The sequence below is a fragment of the Streptosporangium sp. H13245 genome, from assembly GCF_055690525.1.
The window spans coordinates 391,525-406,885 of record NZ_JBSZKT010000002.1; the positions used below are offsets into that span (position 1 = coordinate 391,525).

15 protein-coding genes and 1 tRNA gene are annotated in these 15,361 nt (G+C 64.3%); 9 read left to right on the top strand and 7 right to left on the bottom strand.

Going from position 1 to position 15,361, the window contains the following annotated elements; genetic code table 11:
* The first annotated feature begins 179 nt into the window (after nt 1-179).
* Complete coding sequence (locus ACW9TB_RS05705) at nt 180-3,851, top strand: choice-of-anchor D domain-containing protein (RefSeq protein WP_472746867.1); 3,672 nt, start codon at nt 180-182, stop codon at nt 3,849-3,851.
* Nucleotides 3,852-4,691: 840 nt separating this feature from the next.
* On the opposite strand, the gene ACW9TB_RS05710 is transcribed toward ACW9TB_RS05705, so the two are convergent.
* Nucleotides 4,692-5,561, bottom strand: coding sequence for a MazG nucleotide pyrophosphohydrolase domain-containing protein (locus ACW9TB_RS05710; RefSeq protein WP_472746868.1), 870 nt, complete (start codon nt 5,559-5,561; stop codon nt 4,692-4,694).
* 101 nt (nt 5,562-5,662) lie between these two features.
* Between ACW9TB_RS05710 and ACW9TB_RS05715 the strand changes: the two genes are divergently transcribed.
* The 4 genes from ACW9TB_RS05715 to ACW9TB_RS05730 all read left to right on the top strand — a co-directional run bounded on the left by ACW9TB_RS05715 (nt 5,663) and on the right by ACW9TB_RS05730 (nt 8,367).
* Nucleotides 5,663-5,953, top strand: a complete 291-nt coding sequence (locus tag ACW9TB_RS05715) for a hypothetical protein (protein ID WP_472746869.1) — start codon at nt 5,663-5,665, stop codon at nt 5,951-5,953.
* Complete coding sequence (locus ACW9TB_RS05720; protein ID WP_472746870.1) at nt 5,950-6,363, top strand: helix-turn-helix domain-containing protein; 414 nt, start codon at nt 5,950-5,952, stop codon at nt 6,361-6,363. Before ACW9TB_RS05715 ends, ACW9TB_RS05720 begins: the two co-directional genes overlap by 4 nt.
* A gap of 119 nt (nt 6,364-6,482) precedes the next feature.
* Entirely contained in the window at nt 6,483-7,304 is an 822-nt protein-coding gene (locus ACW9TB_RS05725) for an ImmA/IrrE family metallo-endopeptidase (RefSeq protein WP_472747109.1), read from the top strand.
* 313 nt (nt 7,305-7,617) lie between these two features.
* A complete protein-coding gene (locus ACW9TB_RS05730; protein ID WP_472746871.1) occupies nt 7,618-8,367 on the top strand; it encodes a thymidylate synthase family protein in 750 nt (249 codons plus the stop codon).
* Here the strand turns inward: ACW9TB_RS05730 and ACW9TB_RS05735 are convergent.
* Nucleotides 8,364-8,645 carry a hypothetical protein gene (locus ACW9TB_RS05735; RefSeq protein ID WP_472746872.1) on the bottom strand — a complete coding sequence of 94 codons (282 nt, stop codon included), beginning with the start codon at nt 8,643-8,645 and terminating at the stop codon, nt 8,364-8,366. The two genes, ACW9TB_RS05730 and ACW9TB_RS05735, sit on opposite strands and share 4 nt — an antisense overlap.
* Before the next feature lie 41 nt (nt 8,646-8,686).
* Entirely contained in the window at nt 8,687-9,733 is a 1,047-nt protein-coding gene (locus ACW9TB_RS05740) for a nucleotide kinase domain-containing protein (protein ID WP_472746873.1), read from the bottom strand.
* 953 nt (nt 9,734-10,686) lie between these two features.
* Here ACW9TB_RS05740 and ACW9TB_RS05745 point away from each other — a divergent pair.
* Entirely contained in the window at nt 10,687-11,598 is a 912-nt protein-coding gene (locus tag ACW9TB_RS05745; RefSeq protein WP_472746874.1) for a hypothetical protein, read from the top strand.
* Between the two features lie 159 nt (nt 11,599-11,757).
* On the opposite strand, the gene ACW9TB_RS05750 is transcribed toward ACW9TB_RS05745, so the two are convergent.
* Nucleotides 11,758-11,831: transfer RNA gene (locus ACW9TB_RS05750), tRNA-Lys, on the bottom strand.
* Nucleotides 11,832-12,099: 268 nt separating this feature from the next.
* Here ACW9TB_RS05750 and ACW9TB_RS05755 point away from each other — a divergent pair.
* Nucleotides 12,100-12,471 carry a PRC-barrel domain containing protein gene (locus ACW9TB_RS05755; protein ID WP_472746875.1) on the top strand — a complete coding sequence of 124 codons (372 nt, stop codon included), beginning with the start codon at nt 12,100-12,102 and terminating at the stop codon, nt 12,469-12,471.
* Nucleotides 12,472-12,563: 92 nt separating this feature from the next.
* On the opposite strand, the gene ACW9TB_RS05760 is transcribed toward ACW9TB_RS05755, so the two are convergent.
* Nucleotides 12,564-13,163 carry a nucleotidyltransferase family protein gene (locus ACW9TB_RS05760; protein WP_472746876.1) on the bottom strand — a complete coding sequence of 200 codons (600 nt, stop codon included), beginning with the start codon at nt 13,161-13,163 and terminating at the stop codon, nt 12,564-12,566.
* A gap of 77 nt (nt 13,164-13,240) precedes the next feature.
* Here ACW9TB_RS05760 and ACW9TB_RS05765 point away from each other — a divergent pair, with 77 nt between their 5' ends.
* On the top strand, nt 13,241-13,753 hold the full coding sequence (locus ACW9TB_RS05765) for a DUF6328 family protein (RefSeq protein ID WP_472746877.1): 513 nt from the start codon (nt 13,241-13,243) through the stop codon (nt 13,751-13,753).
* A 22-nt stretch (nt 13,754-13,775) separates the two neighbouring features.
* On the top strand, nt 13,776-13,925 hold the full coding sequence (locus ACW9TB_RS05770) for a GPGG-motif small membrane protein (RefSeq protein ID WP_184719841.1): 150 nt from the start codon (nt 13,776-13,778) through the stop codon (nt 13,923-13,925).
* Between the two features lie 402 nt (nt 13,926-14,327).
* Here the strand turns inward: ACW9TB_RS05770 and ACW9TB_RS05775 are convergent, their stop codons facing one another.
* The gene (locus ACW9TB_RS05775) at nt 14,328-15,041 is read right to left on the bottom strand and encodes a metallophosphoesterase family protein (RefSeq protein WP_472746878.1); all 714 of its coding nucleotides are present in this window, start codon (nt 15,039-15,041) and stop codon (nt 14,328-14,330) included.
* Nucleotides 15,038-15,283, bottom strand: coding sequence for a BON domain-containing protein (locus tag ACW9TB_RS05780; protein ID WP_472746879.1), 246 nt, complete (start codon nt 15,281-15,283; stop codon nt 15,038-15,040). Before ACW9TB_RS05780 ends, ACW9TB_RS05775 begins: the two co-directional genes overlap by 4 nt.
* Nucleotides 15,284-15,361 lie beyond the last annotated feature (78 nt).

A 15,361-nucleotide genomic window follows, 5' to 3' on the forward strand; every position in this document is an offset into this window, starting at 1 on the left:
GAAACTTTCCGTACAGTAACCAGCGCAACACAGTCGTTACGTTGCATGTATTCGCTGAAATCTTGCAGCAATCTGTTCGTCATTTTAAGGTGTGGATACCCCCCGGGCACCACCGGCCGGTGTCCCCGGCGACTCCGGCCGCGAAGCGTCCGGCTCTTCGTACAGTGAAGGGTCAGCCGATGAAGAAGTCCGGCAGGCTAAAGGCCTGGACCATCGCCACGATCGCGGCGCTGACGGCGGGAGGGCTGGCCTCCTTACCGGCCTCCCCCGCCACGGCGGCCGTACGAGCCGACTCCCCGTTCGACTTCCCGGGGCGCGGCGCCACCGTGCCCTTCTTCGAGATAGAGGCCGAGGACACCGCCCACTCGGGCCAGGTGATCGGCCCCGACCGGATCTACGGCCGCCTCCCCTCGGAGGCCTCCGGCCGCAGGGCGGTGACGCTCGACTCCTCGGGTGAGTACGTGGAGTTCACGCTCACCCGCCCGGCCAACGCGATGTCACTGCGCTACAGCGTGCCGGACAACGCCTCGGGAACCGGGCAGAACACCACCGCCAGCCTGCGGATCAACGGCACACACCTGAAGGACCTGACCCTCACCTCCAAGTACGGCTGGTACTACGGCGGCTACCCGTTCAACAACAACCCGGGCGACACCAACCCCCACCACTTCTACGACGAGACGCGGACCATGTTCGGGTCCACCCTCGCCGTGGGGGCCAAGGTCCGTATCCAGTCCACCGGCGGCATCCCGGTCACCGTGGACCTGGCCGACTTCGAGGTCGTCGGCGCCCCGATCGCGCGCCCGGCCGGATCACTGTCGGTCGACGACTTCGGTGCCGTCAAGAACAACACCGGCGTCGACAACACGGCCGCCTTCCAGGCCGCGGTCAACGCCGGAAAGGCCCAGGCCAAGGAGGTCTACATCCCCGAGGGGACCTACAACCTCTACGACCACGTGGTCGTCGACGGGGTGACCCTGCGCGGAGCGGGCCCCTGGTACAGCGTGCTCGGCGGGCGTCACCCCACGCAGCGCAACCGGGCCGTCGGCGTCTACGGCAAGTACGTCCAGGGCGGCGGCTACGGCGGTGAGATCCGGGCCCACGAGGCGGGCGGCCCGAGCCGCAACGTCACGCTCAAGGACTTCGCCATCATCGGCGAGGTCATGGAGCGCGAGGACAACGACCAGGTCAACGCCATGGGTGGCGCGATGACCGACTCGGTCGTGGACAACGTGTGGATGCAGCACACCAAGGTCGGTGCCTGGATGGACGGCCCGATGAACAACTTCACCATCAAGAACAGCCGCATCCTCGACCAGACCGCCGACGGCGTGAACTTCCACACCGGCGTCACCAACTCGACGGTGACGAACACGTTCCTGCGCAACACCGGTGACGACGCCCTCGCCATGTGGCCGGAACGGCTGCCGAACGTCGGCAACAAGTTCACGTTCAACACCGTGGGCGTCACCCTGCTGGCCAACAACATCGTCACGTACGGCGGCAGGGACATCCAGATCACCGACAACGTGGTGGCCGACACGGTCAGCAACGGCGGCGGCATCCACATCGCCAACCGCTACCCGGGCGTCAACTCCGGCCAGGGCACCGCCGTCGCCGGAACCCACACCGTCGCCCGCAACACCCTCCTGCGGGCGGGCAACAACGACTTCAACTGGCACTTCGGCGTCGGGGCCATCTGGTTCAGCGGGCTCAACGAGCCGGTCAACGCCACCATCAACGTCACCGACACCGACATCCTGGACAGCTCGTACGCCGCGATCCACATGATCGAGGGCACCACGAGCACGGTGAACTTCAACAACGTCAACATCGACGGCACCGGCACGTACATGATCCAGGCGCAGTCGGGCGCGAACATGACGTTCAACAACGTCAGGGCCGCGCACATCGGCGCGGGCGTCGCCATCCACAACTGCGTCGGCGCGGCCTTCACACCCGTCATGGGCACCGGCAACACCGGCTGGAGCCCCAGCAGCACGACCTGCACCGGCACCTGGCCCACGCCGAACTACATCTACCCCGGTGGCGGCGGCAACACCGGCGGCCTGTCCGGCTCCCCGGGCAGCCTGTCCTTCGCCGCGCGCCAGGTCAACAGCACCAGCCCGGCGCAGGCCGTCACCATCACGAACGGAGCCGCCACCGCGGCCCCGATCGGCTCGGTGAGCGTTACCGGCGACTACGCCCAGACCAACAACTGCGGCAGCTCCCTCGCCGCGGGCGCGACCTGCACGGTCAACGTCACCTTCACACCGACCGCGACGGGCACCCGCACCGGTACGCTCACCGTCGCCAGCAGCGCCCAGGGCGGCCCGGTGACCGTGGGCCTCTCCGGCAGCGGCACCAACGGCGTCGCCCTGACCGCCTCCCCGGGCAGCCTGTCCTTCGGGGCGCGCCAGGTCGGCGCCACCGGCCCGGCGCAGGCCGTGACGGTCACCAACACCGGCACCGCCACCGCCACGCTCGGCACGGTCGCCACCACCGGCGACTACGCGCAGACCAGGACCTGCGGCACCACCCTCGCCGCCGGTGCCTCCTGCACCGTCAACGTCACCTTCACCCCCACCGCCTCGGGCACCCGTACGGGCACCCTGACCGTCGCCAGCAACGACCCGAACAGCCCGCTGACGGTCGGCCTGAGCGGCAGCGGCATCGGCTCGACCACCAACCTCGCGCTCGGCGCGACGATGACGGCGAGCAGCTCCAACGGCGGCTTCCCGCCGGGCAACACCAACGACGACAACACGGCCACCTACTGGGAGTCGATCGCCAACGCCTTCCCGCAGTGGCTGCAGGCCGACCTCGGCACCCCGCAGAGCGTCGGCTCCGTCACCCTGAAGCTGCCGCCGCCGGCCGCGTGGGCGACCAGGACGCAGACCCTGTCCGTCCAGGGCAGCACCAACGGCACCACCTGGACCACCCTCAAGCCCTCGGCCGGATACACCTTCAACCCGGGCACGGGCAACAGCGTCGCGATCCCGCTGACCAGCTCGAACGTGCGCTACGTCCGGGTCAACTTCACCGCCAACACCGGCTGGCCCGCGGCCCAGGTCGCGGAGTTCCAGATCTTCCCGGGTGGCGGCAACCCCCCGCCGACCGTGTCGCTGGCGGCCTCCCCGGTCAGCCTGACGTTCGCCGCCAGGACGGTCGGCAGCACCAGCCCGGCGCAGGCCGTGACGGTGACCAACACCGGTACCGGGTCGGCGACGCTCGGCACGGTCGCCACCACCGGCGACTACGCGCAGACCAAGACCTGCGGCACCACCCTCGCCGCAGGCGCGTCCTGCACCGTCAACGTCACCTTCACCCCGACCGCGACGGGCACCCGTACGGGCACCCTGAGCATCGCCAGCAACGACCCGAACGGGCCGCTGACCGTGGGGCTGACCGGCACCGGCGGCTCGGCGCCCGTCACCAACCTGGCGCAGGGCAGGCCGACCACGGAGACCAGCCACGCCCAGGTGTACGGCTCGGGCAACACCGTGGACGGCAACGCCGGCACCTACTGGGAGTCGAACAACAACGCCTTCCCGCAGTCGGTCACGGTCGACCTCGGCTCCTCCCAGAGCGTCGGCCGGGTCGTCCTCAAGCTGCCCCCGGCCGCCGACTGGGCCACCCGCACCCAGGCGATCGCCGTCCTGGGCAGCACCGACGGGACGACCTTCACCAACGTCGTCGGCTCGGCGACGTACACCTTCAACCCCGCCACCGGTAACACGGCCACCATCACCTTCCCGGCCACCAGCAGGCGCCACCTGCGCCTGACCTTCACCGCCAACAGCGGCTGGCCCGCCGGACAGCTCTCCGAGTTCGAGGTCTACGCCTCGTAGCCTCTTAACGAATCCGGGCACCGGATGGGACAAACGCGTCCCATCCGGTGTTCTCTTCATAGTCCGTAACTGTCTCACCCTGAATCTTGGTAAATCCTCGCTTTGATCATTCAGATGGATGATCACGATTATCTCATACAGTTCAGGCTGCCGTAGAAGGCGAGTGGGTGGAGATCTTTTGTGTAGACCGGAAGGCGGTCATTTGCTGGCCGATACCAGACGGGCCAGACATCGGCGATCTGCTGAAGTATCGAACGCTGCCGGATGGCTTGTCGATCTTGCTGGATAAGCGGATGCAGCCGATGGATCCGGCGTGCGGGTGGCTTGGCGCGCTAGCGTATGACAAAAGCAATCAGAGACGATGGGGGCTTCACCCCGAAGTGTGGACACCGGTGGTCATGCAGCGAGCAGAACCTTATCGAGGGAACGCTGCTCGTACTCAATGGGGCTGAGGTAGTCCAGGGGGAGTGTCTCCTTCGGGTGTTGTAGCAGGTAACGGCGCCGAGCCCTGGCCGGGCCACTACGAAGACCTGCAGCTGCAGTTCGACCTGGTCGACTCCACCGAACTCGGGGTACACCAATGTCTCCACAAAACTCGGCGCGGTTCACCCTGCTGATCCTTACCGACGCCCCTCTTCGTCTCTTGGTGCCTAGCGACTTCTGGACAGTCCGGAAACCGCTAGGCACCCCACCCGCACCTGATCTCAGCCGGTTCTGGGCGGCCAATTCCAACGCATGGCCAAGCATCACCTGAACTTTCGCCGCTTCGCGATGATCATTTATCGTCAACAGTTTTGTTTCTGCTTACACGCGCGGTGGATCTTCATGGTCAGACCTTCCCTAGAGCGGGGAAACACGAAGGGATTGAGTGGACATGTCCAGGTCGATCGTGCCGCCGCCGTACTGTCGAAGCTCCCTCCAGGCTGCATAGCCTGTGAGGATGGCCTTCTCCCAGTCAGCAGCACGGTGGGCTGCTACCTCGAGGTGGCCGACCATAGAGGAGATGACGTCGAGGAGGTCGTTGTCAATATGAGTCTTACCGTCTAGGAAGTTGTGTCGGCCGGCATAGGAGAACACCAGTGCGGAGATTCCTTCTTCGATGGCAATGGCTCGACCGCCGTCCTCGGCCTCATCAATAAGAGGATTGGAGCGGCGCTTACAGCGCAGCAGGGAGCGCATCACCGGCGACCAGCCGAGTACGGTCAAGTACGACAGGTGGAAGACGTCATGCATGCGGTAGTCGTCGTCGATGTGCGAGGCATTGGTGAGTGGGTCTCCGACGGCCTGCTCACCCCAGGTGAGGACCGACTTGGTGGCACCGTTGACCTCGACAAGGCGAAGGATGAACTGGGCTGTGCGAGGCAACCGCTCGTGTAGCGGGTACGCGTCGTCGAAGGGAATCTGGTCAGCGGTGGTGGGGCGCCAGCGGTCCGCGACCTTGTGCAGATTAGCGATCGCAACATCAGCCAAGTCCAGCTCAGCCCGATCAGCCAGCATCGCCAGGTACCACAGGGCATCACCGAGCTCCTCGCGAAGTTGCGCCTTGAAGGTTGGGTTGGCGCGGCCATCGCGCAGTTGCTTCATGTAGGCGGTGGCAATGGCTCCGGCTTCCCCGATCAGTCCTAGCAAGGGGATGGCTACGGCGTCGGCACTCTCCTCTCCGTGCTGAAGGGTCTTACGGGCCGCAGCTTGGTACTGGTTCAGGTCCATGGAACTCCTCATGTCGGGTTTGCCGGCAGCCGTTGTAGGATAACCAGGAGTGTGGCATTCTCAGACAAGAGATTCAGGAAAACACGACAAGAAGGGGTGGGATGACGGTCGCGAACGTGACTCGCACGAAGGTCGCGAAGATCACCATCGATCTGCTGGCCGCCCAACAGAACCGTGACCCCGCGGAGCTGTTGGCGGAGCTGGAAGGTAAGGGAGCCGATCTTCCGATTGACTCTCAGTTGATCGCCGAAATTCTGGCCAGGGTAGAAGATCACTACGGAGTACGGATTCCGGCAGATAGTGAGGCCGCCCGATCCCTGCGCTCGGTGATGACCTTTGCAGACACCATCGTCGCTGCGGCCATAGCCGCCATCAGTGAGGAGAGGTCATGACACTACAAGATAAGCCTTCGGCCCACGATCCTGAATGGAACCCGGGATGGGACCTGGTCGGAGAGCGACTGCGCACGGCTAGGGAATATTTAAACTTTTCCCAGCAGCTTGTCGCTGACCGCACGGGTATCCCTCGGACGGCCATCAGTGATGTGGAGCGCGGCGCACGGAAGGTAGACATTCTGGAGCTGAGGAAGCTGGCCCGCCTCTACCGCCGCCCGATCGGTTACTTCCTGGATAAGGACCCTGATGCCGCTGTCTCCGACCATGTGGCTGCCATGCTGGCACGGGCACTGACTCCACTCAATGAAGGGGACCGAGAGCAGGTGGTTAAGTACGCACAGTTCCTTCAGTCCGCCTACGCCGCAGAGCAGGAGCAGCAAAACCAGCCTGGGGAGGGCAAACGGTGACGTGGGGGTTGGCGCACGGCCGAGCGATGATCAGAGCTGCTCAAACTCATCGGGATCTAGGGTTGGACCAGGGCGCTTACATAGACGTGTACAAGGCGCTCGGGAGGGCGGGCCTATTGGTGTTCGGCACGCCGATGGCCGACCTGTTTGGTGCTTATCTCCCCGCCATCTCCGGGCCGGGTGGAAGAAAAGCGGGCGTGCTCTTGAACACCCATCGCAGTCTCATCGACCAGCGGCACAGCGCGGCCCACGAGCTTGGCCATCACGTCTTTGGTCATAGGGAGTGCGCATCTGACGGTACCCAGGTGTTCAAAGATCCGGATCTAGGCACTTGGTCGGTGCGGGAAAAGGAGGCCGAGGCGTTTGCCGCGTGGTTTTTGATGCCCTTGACCGCAACTCGAAATGCGATTACCTTGCTTGGGATTCAGGACATCACACGTCCAGACGAGGTCTACCAAGTAGCGCTGCATCTCGGCAGCTCCTATCGAGGAATGCTGCGTCATCTCGTCAATCTTAAGCTGATTTCACCGGACAAAACCAACATGTGGTCTCGCATATCTCTAGCAACACTACGGAATCGAGCAGGGGGCGGCCTAGCGGCCCCGCTAGCCAACTCAGTTTGGGCTTTAAGCTCTGCCGCTCACGGCGCTACCCTGCACGTCCTTCCAGGCGATCGGCTAGTGGCTAAATCGCCTTCAGCCGTTGACTCCACGGTCCTCCCTGCCGCCTGGCCTCGGGGAGTTCGCCGTGCAGCTCCGGCGTCCGCAGCCGAAGGTGCGCTGGCGTTGGAATTTGATCGTTATGGTCCCGTTGAACTCGATATCACCAGCGATTTCACCGCTGGTGGTCCATTGCGTTTGAAAGCGTCCGACGGGTTGGAGTGGGAGATCACACTGAGGCCAATTCCCACCCTTCAAGTCGGCCTCAATGAGTCAGAATGAGTCGAGCCGAGTAATCGAACGAGCAGGAAGGCCATGCTCGACGGCCAGGCGATGATCACTCGGCGTTCCTGAACTCGAGCTCCGCTCCCGGCGCTCACCCGATCTGGACCAAAGACGTCCGCAAGAGCTGGAACTCGGCAGACGCTCTGACGAGGCGTCGGTCCAGCCCGCCCCGAACACGATGATCCGTTAACCGCGAGAAACGGACCCTTCAATGTCAGCTCTATGCATCCAAGCACCGAACGTGTCGCAGGCGTGGTTACAGGCAGTACGCGCGTTGGATCTACGGGGCCGAGACCCTCGTGCGCTGCACATGGTGGTATCCATTGACGATCCAACGGCCGAGGACCAGCCGATCCGGACAGCGGTCGATCGATTGCTGAATGATCTCGATCAGCAATCAATCAGCACCATTGCCAACACGATCTTCCCTTCCGCGATCGCGGCAACCAGCGCTAGCCATAGGGAACTTGTACAGCGCTACCTAGCCTATTTCCCGCGACTACGCCGGTTTAAGGGCAACCAACTCGGCACCTACTTTGCCCGACTGATCGACTACCCGAGCGCCAACGGGCAAGTCGACCAACTGGGTGCCATCATCGCCCGGCTGCAGAAGGGAGGCCGTGCGCGTTTCACTCGGTACGAGGCGCTTGTCGACCAGCCCGTGGCATACGACGCTTTTACAGAAACAAAAACAACGGAGACAACGGCGGTTCAGATTATCGACTCAAACTCCACGATCGCGGAATCCTTCTCACCGATCTACGTACCCGGCAGGGACAATACGCCAGGCAGCTTCCCCTGCATGAGTTACTGCTCCTTTCAGTTGGACGCCGATGGCCGACTGCACGCATTGACGTACTACCGAAGCCAATCGATGGTGAAGAAGGCGTACGGGAACTACCTGGGACTTGGGCGGCTTCTGCAGTACGTGGCCAGTCAGGCCGGGTTTGAAACCGGCCAGCTCACAGTCGTTGCCGGGCAGGCGCAGATAGAAATGGCACGCCGCCAAGTCGGCCTGGTGCTGTCTCAGCCTGAGACCCTTCCCGGCATGCTGGCCTAGAGCAGGCCCGAGGGAGGGGGAGTCGCTGAAAGAACGGTACGGACCCGTTCGTCCGACAAGGTAGTCATGCAGTCATCGGCGAAGGCACTGAAGTCACTTAGTGTCGCCGCCCACACGGGGTCTGATGGCGGGGCGGTGTCGTTAGCCTCAACATGCAGATCACGATGAATACGGGCTTCGAGCCGCTCCATAGTACGCACCACCAGCCAGAGCGCCTCAGCTGCCTGACCACTGGTTACTGCCGTGCCTGATTGATCGATCATCTCGTTATCCTCCATCCACGCCCCATCCCACTCGATGGCTTCACACCCGGGATGCATCATCTCGGTAGTGAGTCGGCTGGCGGGAGCTTTGTTGTATTGATCTTCCATTTCGGGGGAAACCATGCAGTCATCGGCGAGGGATCGTAGCGGTAGGTCTGTTTGATCCTGCTACGGCCACTGATCCCGACGATGTCGGGATGGGCGACCCGAGAGTACTTATCGACCTCGCAAAACAGGTTCTGGCAGTCGATGAGCTGGAGAGGCCTGCCCGATAGGCCGGAAAAGTCCAGACCCAACCGCCGAAAGTGGTAGTCCTGGCTATCAGCCATGTAACCGATAACCTGGGGTTCAATGCCGCTGGCGGCGGGCCCGAAACACTTGCGAATGCCGTCTCGTGCACCAGGCCCGGCCACGACGAACTCCATTTCGTTGAAGTTCAGATGGCCGCTGTAGTTCAGGTCGATCAAGAACTGGTAAGCCAGAAAGTCCCCTATGCCCGGATAAGCCTTGAGAATCTCGAATGCCTCAGCCATTGATGCCGCATTCGCCAAACGTCCCGGAGCGTTGCTGGTCATCATCATCTCTAGCAACCTGAGGTGGTTGCTGTGCTTGCGACTCTCCCCGAACTGGGGTTGTGGAATCACATAAGCGGGCGAATATAACCGATCCCCCCGCGCGAAGGTCTCACTCAGGACGGCGTTGAAGATTTCAAAAGAGTATGCCCGCCAACTGACCTGGCCGATTGCGCCGGTCAGGAGCCGCCAGGTCGAGATCCGGTTGAATACCTTGAACAGCAGAGTCCGAAAAAACACCTCAGACCACTCTTGTGGCCCGCGGTAGGAGACCTGGGCAATCACGTACTGGCTGACCCGGTCAGCAGCCCGGTAGCAGTTGGTGAAGCGATGCTGGTTCAAGATGGGATCACTGGTCCAGGGCCCGACCGCACCAGCCAGCCGTAAGTCATAGACGCGCTGACGTTCAGCGGCGAAATACCAGTAGGTATCAAACACCGCCGTCGGACGTAGCCGGCGACCCGCGATGGTCACCGGCAACGCAGGAGGACGATCAGCCCGTTGCCTGTGCTTGATCGAGGTCACCGTCATCCTGTGATCATATAACTAATATATATTGAATACTCAAATCTAGGGAGAGGAGGGGGATGGATCTCCTCAAAGATTCAACGAAGCGCACCACGTCGGTGCAGTGGCCGGATGCCGTAGACACCCGACTGGAAGTCCTCATAGCACTGGCTACAGCCGATGGCGAGCAGGTCTCGCGAGCTCAGCTACTGGCAGCACTGGTGGCAAGTGCCCCCATGGATGGCAAGCAACTCAGAGAGGTTGTGCGCGCCTACCGGCGTCAACGGCCAGAGGAATTCACCGAGGCCACAGGTGCGGCGGGTGAACTTCCGACTGTACGACACCCCGGGGCTAAACGACGGGGAGGGACACGTCGTACCCGCGAGGAGAACAGTCGGTAGCCCTCTAGAGCGTGACCGCCCTCTGCGACAGTGCTGGCATCGGCGGCACCGTTACCGCTCAGCTGGTAACGATGCTCATCACTGATCCCGAGCATGCCGAGAACACGGCTGCGCGCCCGGCGGTCAGTCCTGGCTGAGTGGGTGTAGAAGGTCAGCCGTAAAGATGACATACGTACTGCTGGTGATGACCGTCTACATTTCGGCTATCGTCCTGAACTGAGACCGTGCTCTCGCTGTTCATCACACGCGCCGTCCTGCCCGCGCAACAGCATCGCTGGCGCCAGATTCCGTCGAGGTTGGCGTGGGGATTGTGAGTAGCTGGTGCATGTATCGCACACAGGAGGCTTCCGATCTTGCAGGGGGCATCTGGCCGCTAAGCTCTGGGGAAGCGCGAGGATCTCTTGTGTCTCATGAGACATACGAACTCTGGAGAACGCCCCCTTTTTCATCTCGGCGAACGAGCACGTGTGAAAGTGAATCGCCGTACAGATCGGGCCTGTGGCGTCAGTGGTGTCAACCAAACCCCCTCTTCCCCCGTCTCCCCTTATGCCCCATCTGTCGTACGCAGGAGGCGACGTGCGCGTCCGCTCGGTTCTCTCAGTCGCCACCCTGACCGGCGGCATGCTCCTCCTCTGGCAGCCCCTTCCCTCTTTCGCGGGGCAGGGTGCGACTATCGCGGCCGACGTCGCCTCCGTGAAGCAGAGCTCGACCGGCACGGCCGACGTCGCTTCAGCGAGGCAGGGCTCGGCCGACGCGGCAGAGGTCGTGGAGTACGAGTGCACCACCGACGGCGTGACCGAGAAGCAGACCATTCAGATCAACGTCGAGATGACGGTTCCGGCCACTGCCGTCGCGGGACAGCAGTTCACGATCGGCTGGCGCGGCACCTACACCGGCACCGGGCTGACGGCACCCGCCGAAGGACTGCCCGAAGGCACCAAGCTGTACGCGTACGCCTCCATCAGCAGCCTTCCCGGGCTGACCTCCGCCACCGGGGTGGGCACCCTCGACGCGATCAGCGCGGGTGAGCCCATCACGCTGCCGACGGCCCAGATCGCGCTCGCGACCACCTCACCCAACCCTGGCAGCGCGGTGGTAAAGCCCGCCGCCATCAATTTCGGCACCTCGCCCACCCAGCCGTTGATCGAGTGCGAGTCCCAGAACAAGGACGCCCTGACGACCTACCCCCTCACCGTCACCTCGGGCGGGACGACCGACACCCCAACCGACACCCCGACGGACACCGCCACGCAGCCCGTCGGCGAGACCACGCCGGACGAGGAGACCGAGACGGGCGAGACGCCGCAGGACACGAACGGCGAGATCGACGAGACACCGGCCGGAGGAGCCGACACCGGAGGCGGCGGCGAGAGCGGCCCCGACGGCCGCGCCCTCGTACTCACCGGCTCCTTGGTCACCTTCGGCGCCGTCACCGGCCTCCTGATCCGCCGCCGCGGCACCCGAGCGTTCCTGAGCCCCCGAGCCTGACCCCGAGCCTCACGGCCCGGTATCAGCGCGCCCGTGCCCGTCACGGCCTCCTTCGAATTCGAGGCGGGACGGGCGCGAGAGGCCCGGTGTGCGATCACCGGAGAAACGCCGAAAGGCTGTCGCCCTGTGTAATTACACAGGGCGACAGCCTTTTCGAAGTGCGCCGCCAGGGACTCGAACCCCGGACCCGCTGATTAAGAGTCAGCTGCTCTAACCAACTGAGCTAGCGGCGCTTGATCTCGACAAGCTTACCGGACCTGGCGCTGTGGTCCGTACATGAGCTGACATATGCCGATCTAGTGGGTCAGGTATGAGCGATACGTGCCGCCACAAGGCGCCGGAGGGGCGGGGGAAGCGGGGCGGAATCCCGTGACGACCTGGGGAAACGAAGGTGGACGAACAGTGTTCCGTACCGGCTGACTTGGGAAAATGCCGTTTAGGGCTCCTCGCTCGGGTAGATGACCGGAGCCCGGAGTATCAAGTCAAGGGAGATGTTCAACCATGCAGCCTGAGCTCTGGAACTATCGGGCCGACGTGTACGGCCAGGACAGGACGCTCGACATCGCCGGGTACCACGTCGAGGCCACCGACGGGAAGATCGGCTCCGTCGACGAGGCGACGTACGAGGTCGGCGAGAGCTACCTCGTCGTCGACACGGGCCCGTGGATCTTCGGTAAGAAGGTCCTCCTCCCTGCGAGTACGGTGACGCAGATCGACCCGCAGGAGAAGAAGGTCTACATCGCGCGTACCAAGCAGGAGATCAAGAGCGCTCCCGAGTTCGACGAGTCGAACTTCAGGGAGCCCGCGTACCGCGACCGGGTCGGCGAGTACTACGGCCGCTTCCCCTTCGGTGGCGGGCCCGGCAACTTCTGAGCACCTTCCATCCCCCCGGCGCACCGGCCGAGACGACGAAAAGGGGCCCCGCCATCCGGCGGGGCCCTTCGCGTGCCGGGAACGGTCGCGTCTCAGGGCCAGGTCGGGTCGCCCGAGGAGTCGACGGGGCCGGAGATGACGTCGAGGCGCTGGAGGAGGATGAGAAAGGTGGAGGCGTACGGGGAGTCCCGCACGACGGCGGCGACGCGGTCCCAGTCGACCTGCTCGCGCAGGGCCCTGACCTGGGGCAGCAGGGATCCGTAGTCGCAGCTGTGCTCGGAGAGCGGCAGCAGCCACGAGATGACCAGGTCGGTGGCCTCCAGGACGGGCAGGATCACCGCCGAGGCCTTCATCGGCTCCGCGCGCTTCAGCAGCTCGGGGGTGACCGGGTGGTCGCAGATCGAGAAGATCAGGTCCACCAGCCTGCCCTCGTCGAAGGCCTTGACCAGCCAGTCCTCCGGCGGCTGCCTGGATGTCTCGAACCCCAGCTTGCCCAGTGCCTCAAGCGCGAGCGGCACGTCCTCCTGGGGGAGGACGAAGTCGACGTCGTGGAGCGAGGGGGCGGCTCCGCGCGCGTAGGCCGCACAGCCCCCGGCGAGTGCGAACCTGACATCCGCGTCCTTCAGTCCGCTGCTCGCCCGCTTCAGCGTTTCCAGGATCGCGTCGGTGACCTCGTGACTGTGGCTTCCCATAGCCCACGCGTACCCCATAGCTTCCCAGGTAGGCATGTCACAGGTATGTCAAACCTTTACTTGGGTAAACGGAGCGCATGATTCAGCCCGAACATGTACAAAAAGACCACCCTGAGCCTGGAGAGACGCACAAAGAGCGGGTGGATCGCGAACTCGGCGAGCTGTTACAGGGTCTGCGCGTCGCCGTCACCGGTGTGCAGGTGTTGTTCGCCTTCCTGTTCAGCCTGCCGTTCGCGGCGGGCTTCAACAAAGTGGACACCCTGGGGCGCTGGCTGTTCTTCATCGCCCTGCTGAGCGCGGCCGTCGCGTCCGTCTGCTTCATCACCCCCGCCGCCCAGCACCGCCTGCTGTTCAGGACCGGGTTGAAGGAGAGGATGCTGCACCGCTCCAACGCGCTCGGCATCGCGGGGCTCGCCGGGCTCGCGGTCGCGATGACGAGTTCGGTCGCGCTGGTCGCGGAGACGGTCCTCAACGCCTGGCCCGCGGCGGTGTTCGCCGGGGTCGTGGCACTGCTGAGCGCCTGGTTGTGGTTCATCCAGCCCATCGTTGATCTGTACAGAACCAAGGATGAGGAAGATGTTAAGTCGTGAATTGTGAGGGCAGAGGCCGGTTATGGCTACCTTGCTTTGGATCATCGCAGTCGTCCTCGTCATCTCCGGGATCTACGTCATCCTGGCCCGTCGCGACCTGCTCTGGGGGATCGTCCTGATCGTCCTCGGCTTCCTCGTCGGCCCCGGGGGCGTGAGCATCTTCAATGTGTGACGCGAGCCTCGCGCTCGCGGTAGCACAGACCGGTGCGAGCCCAGTGCTCGCACACCGCCCAGGTGCGGGCCACACGACCCGCGCACCGTTCCGTACGGCCCGATGTCCGTACGCCGTCCAAGGGGGTGCGGGCTTAAGGCCGGCACACTTCCCGACGTGGGTGTCACGCCCGCGAGAACGTACCTAAAAACGTAAGCGCCCCGAACTCCCACAGAAGCCTCGCGGGCCGGGTAACCCCGGCCCGCTTCTTCTTGCCCGGGACCCGTCAGCGGTCTCTCCTACGACGTTGACCTCTGACGTCGCCCCCGACGTCAAAGAGCCCGACGTCGAAGAGCCCGGCGGCGGGACCCCGTCACCAGGGTCTCCGCCACCGGGCTCCTCGCCCTCTGGACAACGCCGCGCTCAGAGGAGATACACGCCGTACGCCCGGCCCAGCACCGGAAGCGCCGCGTTACGCACCCTGATGCCTCCCGGCGTCACGCCCTTCTCCGTACCGGAGTGGGCGTGTCCGTGGATGATCAGGTCGGCGCCCTCGGCGTCGACCGCCTCGGCCAGCAGGTAGCTGCCCAGGAAGGGATAGATCTCCAGCGGCTCCCCGGCGAGGGTGTCCTTGACCGGCGAGTAGTGGGACAGCACGACCCTGCGGTCGGCCTGCAGCTCCTTCAGCGCCACCCGCCAGCGGTCGGCGATCCGCTTGGTGTGCCCGACGAACGCCTTGATCTCCGGCTCGCCGAAGTCGCTGGCGCACTTGCCCGCGTACCCCCCGCCGAAGCCCTTGCCGCCGACGACGCCGAGCCGTACCCCGTGGATGTCGAGCACCGTGGCGTCGTCGTGCAGGACCTCGATCCCGGTGTCGCGCAGCAGGGCGGCGATCTCGGCGGGCTTGTCGGAGTGGTGGTCGTGGTTGCCGAGCACGGCCACCACCGGGATCGGCAGGTCGCGGAACTCGTCCGCCACCACCCGCGCCTCCTCCATGGTGCCGTGCCGTGTCAGGTCCCCGGCGAGGAGCAGGACGTCGGCCTTCTCCCCGATGTCGTGGAGCCGCTCGCGGTAGCTCCCCCTGCGGCTCTCGTCCAGGTGTACGTCCCCGACCGCCGCGATCCGCACGTCTCTCACAGTCTCTCCTCCCCCACCGGGTCCCGCACGTCCACGATGTCGATCTCGTTGTGGACGTCCAGCCCGGGAGCCGCCTCACCGGCCACCTCCGCGATCAGCTCGCGGCGCTCGGGGCCGATGACCTGGCCGCGCAGGTAGAGCTGGTCGCCCCGGATGTCCACCCGGATGCCGAGTTCCGTGGTTCTCTCGTCCTCGGCGAGCGCGCGCTGCACGCGCGCCGCGACGTACTGAGGAGCCTCCATCGTCGAACTCCTTTCCGTCCAAAACTGCTCGCCTTCCCGTGAAGGCCAAGGTCAAACACGTTTAAAGTTCCAGCTCGG